The following is a 13508-nucleotide window of genomic DNA, read 5'->3' on the forward strand; positions in this document are numbered from 1 at the left end:
ATAAGTCACTCAGCAGCTAAATTAACGATGGCGGCAACCAATAGAATAAATAAACAATAGTGTTGTAAATTACAAATGGGCGCTGGTCAACCAAATCCACAACTAATTGCGTCTGATTGACCAAGGCTTAAAGTCTTAAGCGACCTTAGAAGCGGTAATGTGAGAATGCTTTGTTAGCATCTGCCATGCGGTGAACTTCATCACGTTTTTTCATAGCATTACCTTTGCCTTCTGATGCATCACTCAATTCGCCTGCAAGACGTAGAGCCATTGATTTCTCAGAACGCTTAGCGGCGGCTTCAGCCAACCAACGCATAGCCAATGCAGTACGACGGGAGGGGCGTACTTCCATTGGTACTTGATAGGTAGCACCACCGACGCGGCGAGCTTTTACTTCTACCATTGGGCGAACATTTTCGAGCACTTCTTCGAAAAAAGATACTGGATCTTCGATGTTACGCTTTTGGCTTACTGTCTCAAGAGCACCGTAAACGATACGCTCAGCAGTAGATTTTTTGCCATCACTCATTATGTGGTTAATGAATTTGGCGATGATTTGGCTACCAAACTTAGGATCCGGTAGGATCTCACGGGTAGCTACGACGCGACGTCTTGGCATAATAAATTTCCTTATCTTCAGGAGAGTCTGACATTCATAATCTCATACTGGCATCAATATATTATGAGCGTAGTAAAGAATTATCAGTCAGCCTTACTGCATGGTGGTGTGTTATGGCGGCAGCTTAATTAAATAAAATGCTCAAACCGCTAACATCAAACCCATGCACAGTTAATAGGTAGTACAAAAATAGACACTAAGTTAATATTATTGCTAATATTAAACTTTAGGTTTCTTCGCACCATATTTAGAGCGACCTTGCTTACGGTCTTTTACGCCAGCGCAATCTAGTGCACCGCGAACAGTGTGATAACGTACACCTGGTAGATCTTTTACACGACCACCACGGATTAGAACAACACTGTGCTCTTGTAAGTTATGACCTTCGCCGCCGATGTAGCTTGATACTTCATAACCTGAAGTCAAACGTACACGACATACTTTACGCATGGCCGAGTTAGGTTTTTTAGGCGTAGTAGTATATACACGAGTACATACACCGCGACGTTGTGGGCACGCTTGCAACGCAGGAACTTTTGACTTTTCCTTGATTGTTTTGCGACCCTTGCGAATCAATTGATTAGTTGTTGCCATAAGGCATGCTTCTCCCGTTTGGTATAAAACAAAAAAATGGGCCAATCCACCAGCCATCTAACGTTATACGTAGATTTTTGGGGTACCCATTTTTAGGACAGTGTATTATAAAGATATGTTGTTGCAATTTCAACCACTTATAGGCATTTTTACTTTACAACGTTCAATATATATGCATTAAGTATACGCTAATATTGACTAGCAATACAGCTAAGCCTGAGCAGTTGCAATAAGCAGCTAACGATATAAACCCATAATTTCTTTAAAGTTATCAATCATTATGCGTTAAATGGTGATATTGTCTTATTTTTCAAGATATTATTGAAGATTATTAGAAACTATCTTCCCCAACAAGTCTTTTCTTAAGACAACACCACTTATAGTCAATATTATTTATTAATTTTTGATAGTTATTTCTTTGAACCTACCTTTTGCTCATTATTAGCAGTTTTTTTGCTATCTGATTTTTTGTTATCATTAGACTCGTCAATTTGATTTGATTGCTTATCAGCTGCTTTGTCCGAGTTTCTTTCTGACTGTTCGTTGGTCTTGCTGTCTGATGATTTATCGGCCTTTTTTTCCGTACTGCTTTTTGAGTCTTTTTGCTGAGCATCTGTGGTTTTGCTAACTTCTGCTTCGCTACTGCTATCATCAGTAATTGCCCGATTAGCAAGCTTGGGTTCTGGTGCAAAGGTAGCTTGTGCGACCCCAATGACTTCATCAATTAAGCCACTGTTATAACGCATGCCTACTGCAACGGCAGTTACCGGTAACAGGCGGCGTATCCAAGTTAAATCAATTTGATCCAAATCGATACCTACTTGTCCCGCAATGTTATCTACTTGTTCAGCATAGAAGTTGACGTTCTTATTTTTAAGTCCCAAGTTTCTAAGCTCACTGTGTAGGCCACGGCTTTGCGCATTATCAAGTAAGCCCTTACCCATTCCAATACCCGCTAACAGTGCTTGTTTTTCTTGCATTTTACTCAAATCAGCATTAGCAAGTAACTCATAAGCCATTTTTATACCTTGTTTACCGGTCAGTGGTTTATTATAAACCGCCGCCAACTGATAGACAGTACGTAAAGATACCAATAGTAACCATAAAGTATCCGCCAATAGACCTGGCAGACCTGCTAAACCGGTCAAGCCACCTAGAGTTGCTAGGGCTCGATTTTGATTGGCAATATCGGTCGCTAACGCATAACGTTGCTCGTCGTCTAATGTAGTAATATTAGCGAAACGGTGCTCGTTTGGCAAATCTAGCTGGCTCCAATTAGCGGCCAATTTTGCTACTTGTACAAAGGCGCTATCGAGCACTGTCTGGAACAAACTGTCAGGGACTACTTTTTTAGCATACTTACCATAAGTGGCAAAGCGAGTACCCAATAGCTGCTGAGTAGTCTTCAGAGTTTGCTCACGGAATAAGTCTTGCTGATAATCCTCATCTCCTAAGTTTACTGCTTTATATTGACGCGGCTTGCCGGTTTTGGCATTGACGCTATCAATCAACGAACCGACACGCTCAAGATTATTGCGGGTAAAGTGACCAACTGAACTAATACCTTGAAAAAGAGTGCTACGCTTTGCCATTGTTATATCCTTAATATGATGATTGTTGTCATTGAAGTACGGTAATTAAAAAACTTAAAATCAAATAATTGTAAACTTTTCTTATGCACTGCTGCTAGTTAGCTTTTAATGTTTTATCAAAAATATCCTAATAAATTCAAATTTAGTCTGGCTCATTGTGATGTTCAACTTATGACTTTGGCTGTTTTTTGACCGCAATGTCAGTGCGAACAATGTTATTACTCTCATGAAATTTGTATCTAAAAGTATGACTTATTTGTAATTACAGACATCACGCCTATCATCTCATTCTCCTGTATCTCTAGTCTATTTACTGTCTTTTTGAGAATAATTATAACTGATAGCGTATTTATCTGAATCAATTAAAGAAACCTCTTCGGATTACCTGAAAAACTTGGCAATATTTTTACCATTATTTTACACTTGAACAAGGTTTTTGAATCTTTGATACGTTATCATACCGTGAATTGAGGTATGATTGACTTCTCTTTAGACAATTTTTAATCTTATTCTTATAAAATAAAAGGATTAAAAAAGCATTTATAAAAAATGTTTATATTTAACTATCTATAGACAGGTATCTATAAATAGGCGTTAAAAGCAACCAACAGAAAATCGTTATTATAAGGAATAGAATATGCGCCGAGTTGTTATCACTGGAGCAGGGATTGTCTCTTGTGTCGGACATGATTTAGACACCGTTACTACTGCCCTAAAACAAGGGCAATCTGGTATTACCTTTAATGAATCTTATGCTGAGCATGGGTTTAAATCGCAAGTCAGCGGTAGTATCAATAAATCAGAGCTTGATACTACGGGTATTGACCGGAAACTCAAGCGTTTTTTTAGTGATGCCAGTCTCTATGCTTATGTGAGCGCACTAGCCGCTATTAAGCAATCTGGATTAGCACTTGAGACCATCAATAATAACCCGCGCGTGGGTGTAATTGCAGGCTCGGGCGGCGCATCAACAGAGGGTGTGGTCACCGCAGTAGATGCCATGCGTGAAAAAGGTCTGCGCGGTGTCGGAGCTATGGCGGTACCAAAAACCATGAGCAGCTCAGTATCCGCAGCGCTAGCGACTGGCCTTAAAATCCAAGGTGTCTCCTACTCTATCTCTTCTGCTTGCGCAACTTCAACTCATTGTATCGGTCATGCCGCTGAGTTGATCCAGCTGGGCAAAGCAGACGTGGTATTAGCGGGCGGTAGTGAAGCTGAGGACTGGACACAGTCTTGTATGTTCGATGCCATGGGCGCGATGAGTACCCAATATAATGATACGCCCAAACAATCCTCGTGTGCTTATGATAAGGATCGCGACGGTTTTGTAATTGCCGGTGGTGGTGCGATGGTAGTGGTAGAAAGCTTAGAGCATGCCCAAGCTCGCGGTGCCAATATTTTAGCTGAGATAGTTGGTTATGGCGCTAGCTCTGATGGCACTGAGATGGTCGCACCCAGTGGTGAAGGTGCGGTGCGTTGTATGCAGCAAGCTTTAGATCAAGCTGGCTTAAAAAGCGTTGATTATATCAATAGCCATGGTACCAGCACGCCACTAGGGGACATCACTGAACTTAAAGCCATTGCGGAAGTATTTGGTGCTAAGGGTGCTTCTAATTCTAAAGCGTCTGTTCCACCTATCAGCTCAACCAAATCAATGACCGGTCATAGCTTAGGTGCAGTTGGAGCACAAGAATTAATCTATTGCTTACTGATGCTACAAGAAGGCTTCATTGCCCCAAGTATTAATATTGAAAATCTTGATTCGGCTGCTGAAGGCTTTGATATTGTCACCGAGAAGCGTGATACTAAACTCGAAACTCTAATGAGCAATAGCTTTGGCTTTGGTGGTACCAATGCGACCTTGATTATCCAAAAGTTTGACGCTTAGGACATGACGGTAACTGATAATATTCAACAAACGCCAGCTATGAAAGTTAGCTGGCGTTTTGGTAACCTGCCAGCTTCAGAATTACTGCCGTTATTGCAACAGTATTTAACTGCTCAGGACGCCGATGCGCAGTGGCAACTGGTATGGTTAAATAATGATGGACGGCCAGTGATTGGCTTGCTACCCAAAGTGACGTGGTGTGTTTATTTTAATAATACTAATACCCATCACAATTACCATGCCTGTGATTCACCCTCTCCTCCTACCCAAACAGCTGACGATCAAGCACCTGACGATCAAGCACCTGACGATCAAGCACCTGACGATCAAGCACCTGACGATCAAGCGCTCGCCTATCAACCACCTAGTTATAAAGTCATCAAAACTTGTCGCGATGACGAAAATTCTGTAACGACAGCCCATATGAGTTATGCAGACTGGCAGGATGAGTTGATTACTTATAGCAAAGCTTATGAGATTAATAACAGCGCTCCGATTTCAATACACGAAGAAAGTGAGAAGCCAAGTTACCATCACGGCCTTATTGGCTTTATTGGTTATGATATTGCCGCCCATGAGCTAAGCCCTACATCTAACATTCAACGATTATCACAACCTTGTGCGATGCTAGGACACTATGATATTTATCTATCACCGACGAATAATACTAGTAGTGAAGCCAGTTGGGATTTAGGCGTCAATACGACTGATACTGACCCTAATAATGAACCACAAAATACGCTTATAAGAGCGCTTATATCCTATTTAGAGACGTTGGATAATACTCTGTCTGATAGTGACCATTCCAAAGAGCAAATGACTGAAACAGAATCCAAACTTGCACCGTTAATATTAACTGCGCAGTGGAGTAAGCTCGACTATCGGCAGGCATTTGAGCAAACTCAAAACTATCTACAGCAAGGCGACTGTTATCAGATTAACCTCACGCAGGCATGGGAAGGACAGTTTGATAACTCGCGCGGTGATGTTGAAACAACAATGACGCTTATTGATTATTTGCCTGCCCTACACCGCAACACCCAAGCACCATTTACAGGTTATTTAGGGGTTGATCGTTCAGACCAACCGACATTAAGCTTTGAGCTATTAAGTTGTTCACCGGAGTTATTTTTTACCTTTAATAAAGACGCTAAGACTGGCAAGCATCATATTCGTACCAAACCTATTAAGGGCACAATACCGCGCGGTATTAACACTGAGCAAGACTTGGCACTAAAGCAGCAACTGACTGATAGTAACAAAGACCGCGCTGAGAATGTCATGATTGTGGATTTATTACGCAATGATTTGGGTAAATATGCCAAGATCGGTAGCGTAAAAGTACCGCAACTATTCACGATTGAAAGCTTCAGCAACGTCCATCATATGGTCAGCACCATTACCGCTGAGCTAAAAGAAGACAGTCATCCTTTGGCGGTATTATTTGGCAGCTTACCAGCAGGTTCAATCACCGGTACGCCCAAAAGGCGCGCGGTTGAGATTATCTCTGAACTAGAAGCAGCGCCGCGGGGTGCCTATTGCGGTACCCTGGGCTATATGAATTTTGATGGTAGCGGTCAGTGGAATGTCCTGATTCGTACCCTACAAACCGATACCTCATTGGGCAATAAAGGAAAAATCAGTTTATGGGCGGGCGGCGGTATCACTATCGCCTCAGATTGTGACGCTGAATATCAAGAATGTCTCGATAAAGTCGGTAACTTGCTTAACGTACTAACTCAAGAAAACTTAGTTAAAAAATATAGCCAATAAAAAATAATCGAATGATAAGACTTTGCTATTAGGTAACACTCATTCAAGGCTTGTTATCACTTAGCAATAGCGCAACCTCTCCCTCATCGTAGACCTGCACGCCTATTTTCTGCGAATACTGCGTTGTTAAACCATTACCTTCGCGTAAACTGCCGGTAAAGCTACCGTCGCAAATTAACCACCTCAATACGCTCGTTATGAGGACTTATCTCAGCCGCAGCGCGCGGGGTCGGTAATCCACCTAGCATTTCAGGACAAATGGGCACAACCCTAAACTTATCGCTAAGTTGCGTCAATAAATCACTGTCTGCCAGCTGCGCATGATTGCCATCGTAGCGAACACGCTGACCTAGCAGACAAGCACTGACTAGGATGGCTTCTTTCACCTTAATAGATATTTTCAGCTGCTGATTAAATCCTTATTGTCAGGGGTTTGCATGGCTCTTACCGCATTGATAAGACCCTCATTCTGTGCCGCCGTACCGATAGTGATGCGCAAATATTCCTGAATGCGTGGTTTATCGAAATGGCGCACGATAATGCCTTGCTCACGTAGTGTGCTGGCCACGTCACTAGCGTTACCATCTTTAGGACGCACAAAGATAAAGTTAGCATGTGACGGCAATACTTTATAATCCAATTCTGTCAGCTGGGCAGTCAATGACTCACGTAATTCGATAACCTGCTGGCAGGTTTGCTCAAAATATGCGGTATCTAATACGCTAGCCCTTGCCCCTGCTTGTGCCAACTTATCTAATGGATAGCTGTTAAAGCTATTTTTCATACGAGTCAGCGCTCCAATTAACGACACATTACCAAAGGCCATTCCTACTCGTAAACCAGCAAGCGAACGAGATTTTGAAAACGTTTGGGTCACTAGTAGATTATCAAACTCATTAATTAAACTCACCGCTGAAACCGCAGTGTCTGAACTGTCCGCGTCTAGATGCGCAAAATCAATGTAAGCCTCATCAATAACAATCACGGAATTAGAATGCTCACTGGCTAGCTTACGAATATCGGCAAGCGATAACAGCAGACCCGTTGGGGCGTTCGGATTGGCGATGATGATACCGCTACAAGGCTGACGATAAGCATCAGGATCAATACTAAAATCTGCCTCAAGCGCAATCTGTACCAGCTCGATGCCAAAGGTCTGTGCATAAACAGGATAAAAACTGTAGCTGATATCGGGCGCTAAGACTGGCCGTTCTTTAAGGAAGAAACTGGCGAATATTAATGCTAACACTTCATCTGAGCCGTTACCGACAAATACTTGATTGACATTTAAGTCATATAACTGGGCTAATGCTGCTCGCAAATCGTCCGATTCAGGCGCAGGATAGAGACGTAATTCATCAGCTTGCTGCGCTAAAACAGCAGTGATGGCCTCCCCTACTTTCGGTGAAGGTGGAAACGGATTCTCATTGGCATTTAATTTGCATAAGTTGTCATGCTGAGGCTGCTCACCGGGGACATAAGGTGATAAGTTACGCGCTTTGGCCGACCATAATCTGGTGTCTATCTTTGGTTCACTCATAAGTTATCCTACTAATAGCTATATAGATGTTCATGAAATAGGTTTAACAACAGCTTAAAAGTCTAAAATGTATTACTGATAACGATAGCGAGCTGAGCGTGCATGCGCTTCTAAGTCTTCATGCTGCGCTAAAATGTCTGCGGTCTCAGCGAGTGGCTTACTACCACTTTCACTACAATAAATAATAGATGACTTCTTTTGAAAGTCATAAACGCCAAGTGGCGAAGAAAAACGCGCGGTACCTGAAGTCGGTAATACATGGTTGGGTCCGGCACAGTAATCACCAATCGCCTCTGGCGTATGACGACCCATAAAGATGGCACCAGCATGGCGGATACTATCAAGTAGCGCATCGGGGTCATCAACGGACAGCTCTAAATGTTCGGGAGCCACACGATTGATGACTGCCATGCCTTCCTCTCGGTCTTTGACCAAGATGAGTGCCCCACGATTTTGTAAAGAGTCACGGGCGATATCTGCTTTTGGTAACTCTGCTAACGCCTTCTCAATCTCCGCTGCCACCGCTGCCAGCTGCTCAGCGCTGGTGGTCACAAAGATTGCTTGGGCGATACGGTCATGCTCAGCTTGGGACAACAGATCCATCGCCAGCCAATCGGCGCGATCATCTACCTCGCCTTCAGCATAAACTAAAACTTCAGAGGGCCCTGCAATCATATCAATACCCACTTGCCCGAATACCGCCCTTTTTGCCGCTGCAACATACTTATTACCGGGCCCGGTTATTTTGTCTACTGCTGGGATAGTCTCAGTACCATACGCCAATGCGGCTACTGCCTGTGCACCACCAATGGTAAAAACGCGATCAACTTGAGCCAAATGTGCTGCTGCCAATACCAGTGGATTGAGTACGCCTTTTGGGGCTGGCACGACCATGATGATTTCAGTAACCCCAGCAACTTTAGCAGGAATCGCGTTCATCAATACCGAGGACGGATAAGACGCTAAGCCGCCCGGCACATAAATACCGACACGATCAAGGGGTGTGACTTTTTGACCTAAACGGTTGCCTAACTCATCCTCATACTGCCAAGTTTCTTGCACTTGCCGTTCGTGAAATGTTTGTACTCGCGAGGCGGCGGTTGTTAATGCGATTTTTACTTTATCATCAAGAGTAGCAAATGCTTCAGCAAGCGCGTCTTTAGACAATTCTAACTCATTTATACTCGTTGCTGGATGCTGATCAAACTGTTGAGTTAACGCCAGCACCACGCTGTCACCGCCAGATCGTACTTGAGCAATAATATCATCGACCGTTTTTAATAAGTTAACATCATTGACGGTTTCAAAGGCAAGCAAGGCTGTTAGCCGTTGTTCAAAATCGACATCTTGGGTACTTAACTGGCGCATAACTTCATCCTATGATTGAGCTGATATAGTACTGAGTTGCTATATTATTGAAAAGGTACTGAGCTTTTATGAATACAATTTATATAAATATAAGACTGAGCTTTTATTTTTTGGCAAGCAGAGACAACAAAACCAGTTTAGCACGCTATATCTGTCTTGCAGCGCTAAACTGGTTTAAAAATACGTATAACCAACCTTTATATTATCAATGATCATCATGTCTTATAGACAAGGGTAAGTTTTTTGCGGTCTTAAACTTTAAAGACTGCCGATTTAAGATTACGAAGCGGTAGCAATACTGGCTTTGAAGCTATCTAAAATGGGCTCAAGGAGCGCAAATTTACGTTTATAGCTGACTTGATTAACAATAAGGCGCGAGGACACATCACAAATATGATCGAGTGCCTCAAGGCCGTTAGCGCGCAGCGTATTACCCGTATCGACTACATCGACAATCAAGTCCCCTAAACCTACTAATGGCGCAAGCTCCATCGAACCATACAGCTTAATGACATCTACTTGCTGACCTTGACTGGCAAAGTAAGCACGCGCGACATTGACATATTTAGTCGCGATACGCAGGCGACGATTGGGTAATGGCGCGCCTTTAACCCCAGCGGTCATGAGCTTACACTGAGCAATCTGTAGATCTAGCAATTCGTAAACATGATTGGCACCATGCTCAAGCAAGACGTCTTTGCCAGCCACACCGAAGTCAGCTGCGCCGTGTTCTACGTAAGTCGGCACATCACTGGCACGTAAAATCAGCACGCGCACATTTGGATTGGACGTGGGGAAAATTAACTTACGTGAAGCTTCAGGGTCTTCTAACAACTCAACGCCTGCTGCCTGTAGTAACGGCATAGTCTCTTCTAAAATACGCCCTTTAGATAAGGCCAGTGTTAAGCCTGTAAACTCATCATTCACTTCATTTAATAAGCCGCTGGTTGATAAGCGTTCGGTTTGCTCAGTCTCAGTTTTTTCAGTCATGGGGCCATGGTATCCGTGTACGGTTGTTGTTCCTCTATAGTCAGTCCACTATAAGATAGAAATTTTTAACCTGTAATTATAAAAAACGTTAGCTCAGCGTAAAACTCATTTAGTTGCTAGTTATTAGATACTAGCCATTAGTATTAATACGCTCAATATTGACGCCCAATGCGCGCAGTTTATTTTCCACGTCCTCATAGCCGCGATCAATATGATAAATACGATCTATTAAACTTTCACCTTCAGCGGCAGCAGCAGCCATAACTAATGACATTGAAGCACGCAAATCAGTCGCCATCACCGGAGCCGCAGTGAAGCAATCAACCCCTTTAACCACCGCCGTATGTCCATCTACTTGGATAGAGGCGCCCAGACGATTGAGCTCAGGAACGTGCATATAACGATTTTCAAAGATGTTTTCGATGATGGTGCTGGTACCGTCGGCTAAACAACAAATTGCCATCAGCTGCGCTTGCATGTCTGTAGGAAAGCCGGGGTGCGGTTGGGTACGAATATCAACAGGCTTAGGACGTCCTGTCATTTGTGCTCTAATCCAGTCGTCCCCAGTGGTAATCGTTGCACCCATTGATTCAAACTTTTCGAGCACAGGGTATAACAGTGTCGCAGTGGTTTTTTTAGTCAATACATCACCGCGAGTCATCAACGCGCCTGCCAAATACGAGCCGGTTTCGATACGATCGGGTACCACTGAATACTCGCAGCCATGCAAGCGCTCAACGCCTTCGATGGTCATAGTTGCGGTGCCAATACCACTGATTTTGGCACCCATTGCTACTAGCATATTGGCCAAATCGACCACTTCCGGCTCAAGAGCACAGTTGCCTAAAGTAGTCGTGCCTTTCGCTAATGCTGCCGCCATGATAACGTTTTCAGTACCGCCAACCGTGACCATGTCAAAGGAAAAATGGCAACCCAGTAGCTTACCGCCTTTTGATGCTCGCGCTTTAACGTAGCCGTTTTCCACATTAATCTCAGCGCCCATTGCCTCAAAGGCTCTTAGATGCTGATCAACTGGACGCGAACCAATGGCGCAGCCACCAGGCAACGATACTTCAGCCTCACCAAAACGTGCCAGTAAAGGCCCTAGTACTAGAATTGAAGCACGCATGGTCTTAACCAAGTCGTACGGCGCATAGAAATTATCAATATTCTTAGTATCACAAGTGACCGTATCCTCTTGTTTTTGAATATCGATACCCATGCCTGCAATCAGCTTAATCAACGTACGCACATCTAGTAACGAGGGCACATTATGCAGTGTCGTTGGGGTCTCTGCTAATATCATGGCCGCCAGTAATGGCAAGGCTGCATTTTTGGCGCCAGAGATAGTAATTTCCCCTGCGATACGACTACTACCGGTGATTAAAAACTGATCCATAAAAGTCACAACCTAGCTATAAGTATAAAGAAAATATGAAAAACCAGACCTATAAGGATCAGCACCGTGAAGCGCTAGCCCTATATAACCTAGTTACGTATAAAAATATTTAGCCTTTTGATTGAACGTCCCACTCAGCAGGTGTTAACGCTTGAATGTTTAGCGCATGAATATCACCACTGGCAATTTTATCATTTACGAGCGTATAAACCGCTTGCTGGCGCTGAACTGAGCGTTTGCCTTCAAAGCTAGCATCAACCACCCGCACATCAAACTTAGTACCTTGATTGGCTGCTTCAATAAAAGCTTCTGGGAAATGCTGCTGTAAAAATGCAATTAAATCGTCAGCGTTCATGCTCATAGAATATCCTGTTTTATATTTGAAATAGCGTTTGGGTTTAATGTGGCGTCATTATAACAAGAGATTGATGGTCTTACAGTACTGTCTGCTAAATACCCTTGAGCTCTGGCCAGTTAAAGAAACTGATAGCAAGTAACACTAACTGACCAGATGAGCAAAGCATCAATTGAGCTCTTTATTCAAATACTGTAATACTTGCGCGCGCACATCATTAACCCAGCGCAGTGGCGGTGCCATCGCCCCGATACTAGTCGCATGACTGGCACCTTCGATTTCCCCATTTTCGACCACCGCGCCATAATTTTTTAGGGCTTGAGTCATCTTAATAGTGTTCTGCTCGTAGACAATCTTATCATCCTCAGCAGTCAGTAATAAATACGGTGGCTGTGGGCCTTTAATATGTCTGTCTGGCATTACCTGATCTGGGGTAGCATCAGCAGCAAAGGCAGTAGCGCTACTAAATTTACGAAAATCATAGCTATAAGGACCGGCAATACCAACCACGGCGCGGATATCTTTTGGACTGATGCCATAGGGTGCCAAAAAATCTTCGTTGGAGATGGCCGCTACGGCATTAAATGCTCCCGCAGAATGCCCAACCACTGCTAAACGCTGAGGGTCGGCATGAAAGCTCGCTGCATTGTTATAGCTCCAGGCAATCGCTTTCGCGGTATCTTTCACATAATCGGGATAAACGTGTTCAGGCGCTTTGCGATAATTAATCACTGCGGTGATATAACCCGCTTGAGCCAAACTTTGACCAACAAAGGCGTACTCTTCTTTGCTACCACTTTCCCATGAGCCACCATGCACGAATACCACCATAGGATAGCTGTCACTAATGCTCTTCTGCGTCTTCATCGCTTGTGCCAGTGGTTTAGGATAATACATATCTAAGTCTTGTAGTGGCTCGTTGCCATATAAAATGTTTTTACTGACCCCAACACCACCATTCGAGGTAATGCCGTTCACGATACTAAGCGCTGATAACGCTTGTGCTTGCTGGGTGGCTAAAGTAAGGGCACTTACTGCCACTACGCTTGCTCCGGCAAGCTTTAGCGTGCGCGATTTACGCGAGGGTTTGCCAGCAGTATTCTGAGTAGTGATATCCATAGTATCTGTTGTTTGATGTGCCTGTTTTTGATGTACTTTGTTTAAAGGTGAGCCCTTCATAGCCAGTGTCCCTATTATAGTCTAGTCGACAGCCAACAATATAATGACTGCATTGTCGCTTTATTTTATCTGCATCTTTTAATTTCTGTTATTTTACTGGCTGTCTGAGTATTTAACGTGTTTTTCCTGTTACGACTGTTTAGGGTTATTGTGACTGTCACCAATATAAAGCTGTGAATAATTGGGGTGGTTGGCATCACTAAAAAAAACA

Annotated in this window: 12 protein-coding genes; 2 read left to right on the forward strand and 10 right to left on the reverse strand. The window is 43.5% G+C overall.

What is annotated here, in order from left to right; all coding sequences use genetic code 11:
- Positions 1-145: 145 nt before the first annotated feature.
- The 3 genes from rpsG to U1P77_RS09515 form a co-directional block, all read right to left on the reverse strand.
- Positions 146-619, reverse strand: coding sequence for a 30S ribosomal protein S7 (gene rpsG / locus U1P77_RS09505; protein ID WP_321154777.1), 474 nt, complete (start codon positions 617-619; stop codon positions 146-148).
- 219 nt (positions 620-838) lie between these two features.
- On the reverse strand, positions 839-1213 hold the full coding sequence (gene rpsL / locus U1P77_RS09510; RefSeq protein WP_201557636.1) for a 30S ribosomal protein S12: 375 nt from the start codon (positions 1211-1213) through the stop codon (positions 839-841).
- A 410-nt stretch (positions 1214-1623) separates the two neighbouring features.
- Entirely contained in the window at positions 1624-2805 is a 1182-nt protein-coding gene (locus tag U1P77_RS09515; protein WP_321154778.1) for an EcsC family protein, read from the reverse strand.
- Between the two features lie 637 nt (positions 2806-3442).
- Here U1P77_RS09515 and U1P77_RS09520 point away from each other — a divergent pair.
- Both U1P77_RS09520 and U1P77_RS09525 read left to right on the forward strand, forming a co-directional pair.
- Entirely contained in the window at positions 3443-4693 is a 1251-nt protein-coding gene (locus tag U1P77_RS09520; protein WP_321154779.1) for a beta-ketoacyl synthase N-terminal-like domain-containing protein, read from the forward strand.
- Positions 4694-4696: 3 nt separating this feature from the next.
- Positions 4697-6466, forward strand: coding sequence for an anthranilate synthase component I family protein (locus tag U1P77_RS09525; protein WP_321154780.1), 1770 nt, complete (start codon positions 4697-4699; stop codon positions 6464-6466).
- Positions 6467-6627: 161 nt separating this feature from the next.
- On the opposite strand, the gene U1P77_RS09530 is transcribed toward U1P77_RS09525, so the two are convergent.
- The 7 genes from U1P77_RS09530 to U1P77_RS09560 form a co-directional block, all read right to left on the reverse strand.
- Positions 6628-6852 carry a 2-thiouracil desulfurase family protein gene (locus U1P77_RS09530; RefSeq protein WP_321154781.1) on the reverse strand — a complete coding sequence of 75 codons (225 nt, stop codon included), beginning with the start codon at positions 6850-6852 and terminating at the stop codon, positions 6628-6630.
- A 14-nt stretch (positions 6853-6866) separates the two neighbouring features.
- A complete protein-coding gene (gene hisC, locus U1P77_RS09535) occupies positions 6867-8006 on the reverse strand; it encodes a histidinol-phosphate transaminase (RefSeq protein WP_321154782.1) in 1140 nt (379 codons plus the stop codon).
- 72 nt (positions 8007-8078) lie between these two features.
- Entirely contained in the window at positions 8079-9374 is a 1296-nt protein-coding gene (gene hisD / locus U1P77_RS09540; protein WP_321154783.1) for a histidinol dehydrogenase, read from the reverse strand.
- A gap of 279 nt (positions 9375-9653) precedes the next feature.
- Entirely contained in the window at positions 9654-10364 is a 711-nt protein-coding gene (hisG, locus tag U1P77_RS09545; protein ID WP_321154784.1) for an ATP phosphoribosyltransferase, read from the reverse strand.
- Between the two features lie 130 nt (positions 10365-10494).
- The gene (murA, locus tag U1P77_RS09550; RefSeq protein WP_321154785.1) at positions 10495-11763 is read right to left on the reverse strand and encodes a UDP-N-acetylglucosamine 1-carboxyvinyltransferase; all 1269 of its coding nucleotides are present in this window, start codon (positions 11761-11763) and stop codon (positions 10495-10497) included.
- Between the two features lie 109 nt (positions 11764-11872).
- Positions 11873-12124 carry a BolA family protein gene (locus U1P77_RS09555; RefSeq protein ID WP_321154786.1) on the reverse strand — a complete coding sequence of 84 codons (252 nt, stop codon included), beginning with the start codon at positions 12122-12124 and terminating at the stop codon, positions 11873-11875.
- Positions 12125-12286: 162 nt separating this feature from the next.
- Positions 12287-13297, reverse strand: a complete 1011-nt coding sequence (locus U1P77_RS09560) for an alpha/beta hydrolase (protein WP_321154787.1) — start codon at positions 13295-13297, stop codon at positions 12287-12289.
- Positions 13298-13508 lie beyond the last annotated feature (211 nt).

Source organism: Psychrobacter sp. LV10R520-6 (assembly GCF_900182925.1).
In the GTDB taxonomy this organism is placed as follows: domain Bacteria; phylum Pseudomonadota; class Gammaproteobacteria; order Pseudomonadales; family Moraxellaceae; genus Psychrobacter.

Excerpts from the sequence above, each read along its gene's own strand:
- rpsG (WP_321154777.1), bottom strand. The coding sequence starts at position 619 with ATGCCAAGACGTCGCGTCGTAGCTACCCGTGAGATCCTACCGGATCCT.
- hisC (WP_321154782.1), bottom strand. The coding sequence starts at position 8,006 with ATGAGTGAACCAAAGATAGACACCAGATTATGGTCGGCCAAAGCGCGT.
- murA (WP_321154785.1), bottom strand. The coding sequence starts at position 11,763 with ATGGATCAGTTTTTAATCACCGGTAGTAGTCGTATCGCAGGGGAAATT.
- U1P77_RS09560 (WP_321154787.1), bottom strand. The coding sequence starts at position 13,297 with ATGAAGGGCTCACCTTTAAACAAAGTACATCAAAAACAGGCACATCAA.
- U1P77_RS09515 (WP_321154778.1), bottom strand. The coding sequence starts at position 2,805 with ATGGCAAAGCGTAGCACTCTTTTTCAAGGTATTAGTTCAGTTGGTCAC.
- U1P77_RS09525 (WP_321154780.1), top strand. The coding sequence starts at position 4,697 with ATGACGGTAACTGATAATATTCAACAAACGCCAGCTATGAAAGTTAGC.
- rpsL (WP_201557636.1), bottom strand. The coding sequence starts at position 1,213 with ATGGCAACAACTAATCAATTGATTCGCAAGGGTCGCAAAACAATCAAG.
- hisG (WP_321154784.1), bottom strand. The coding sequence starts at position 10,364 with ATGACTGAAAAAACTGAGACTGAGCAAACCGAACGCTTATCAACCAGC.
- hisD (WP_321154783.1), bottom strand. The coding sequence starts at position 9,374 with ATGCGCCAGTTAAGTACCCAAGATGTCGATTTTGAACAACGGCTAACA.
- U1P77_RS09520 (WP_321154779.1), top strand. The coding sequence starts at position 3,443 with ATGCGCCGAGTTGTTATCACTGGAGCAGGGATTGTCTCTTGTGTCGGA.
- U1P77_RS09555 (WP_321154786.1), bottom strand. The coding sequence starts at position 12,124 with ATGAGCATGAACGCTGACGATTTAATTGCATTTTTACAGCAGCATTTC.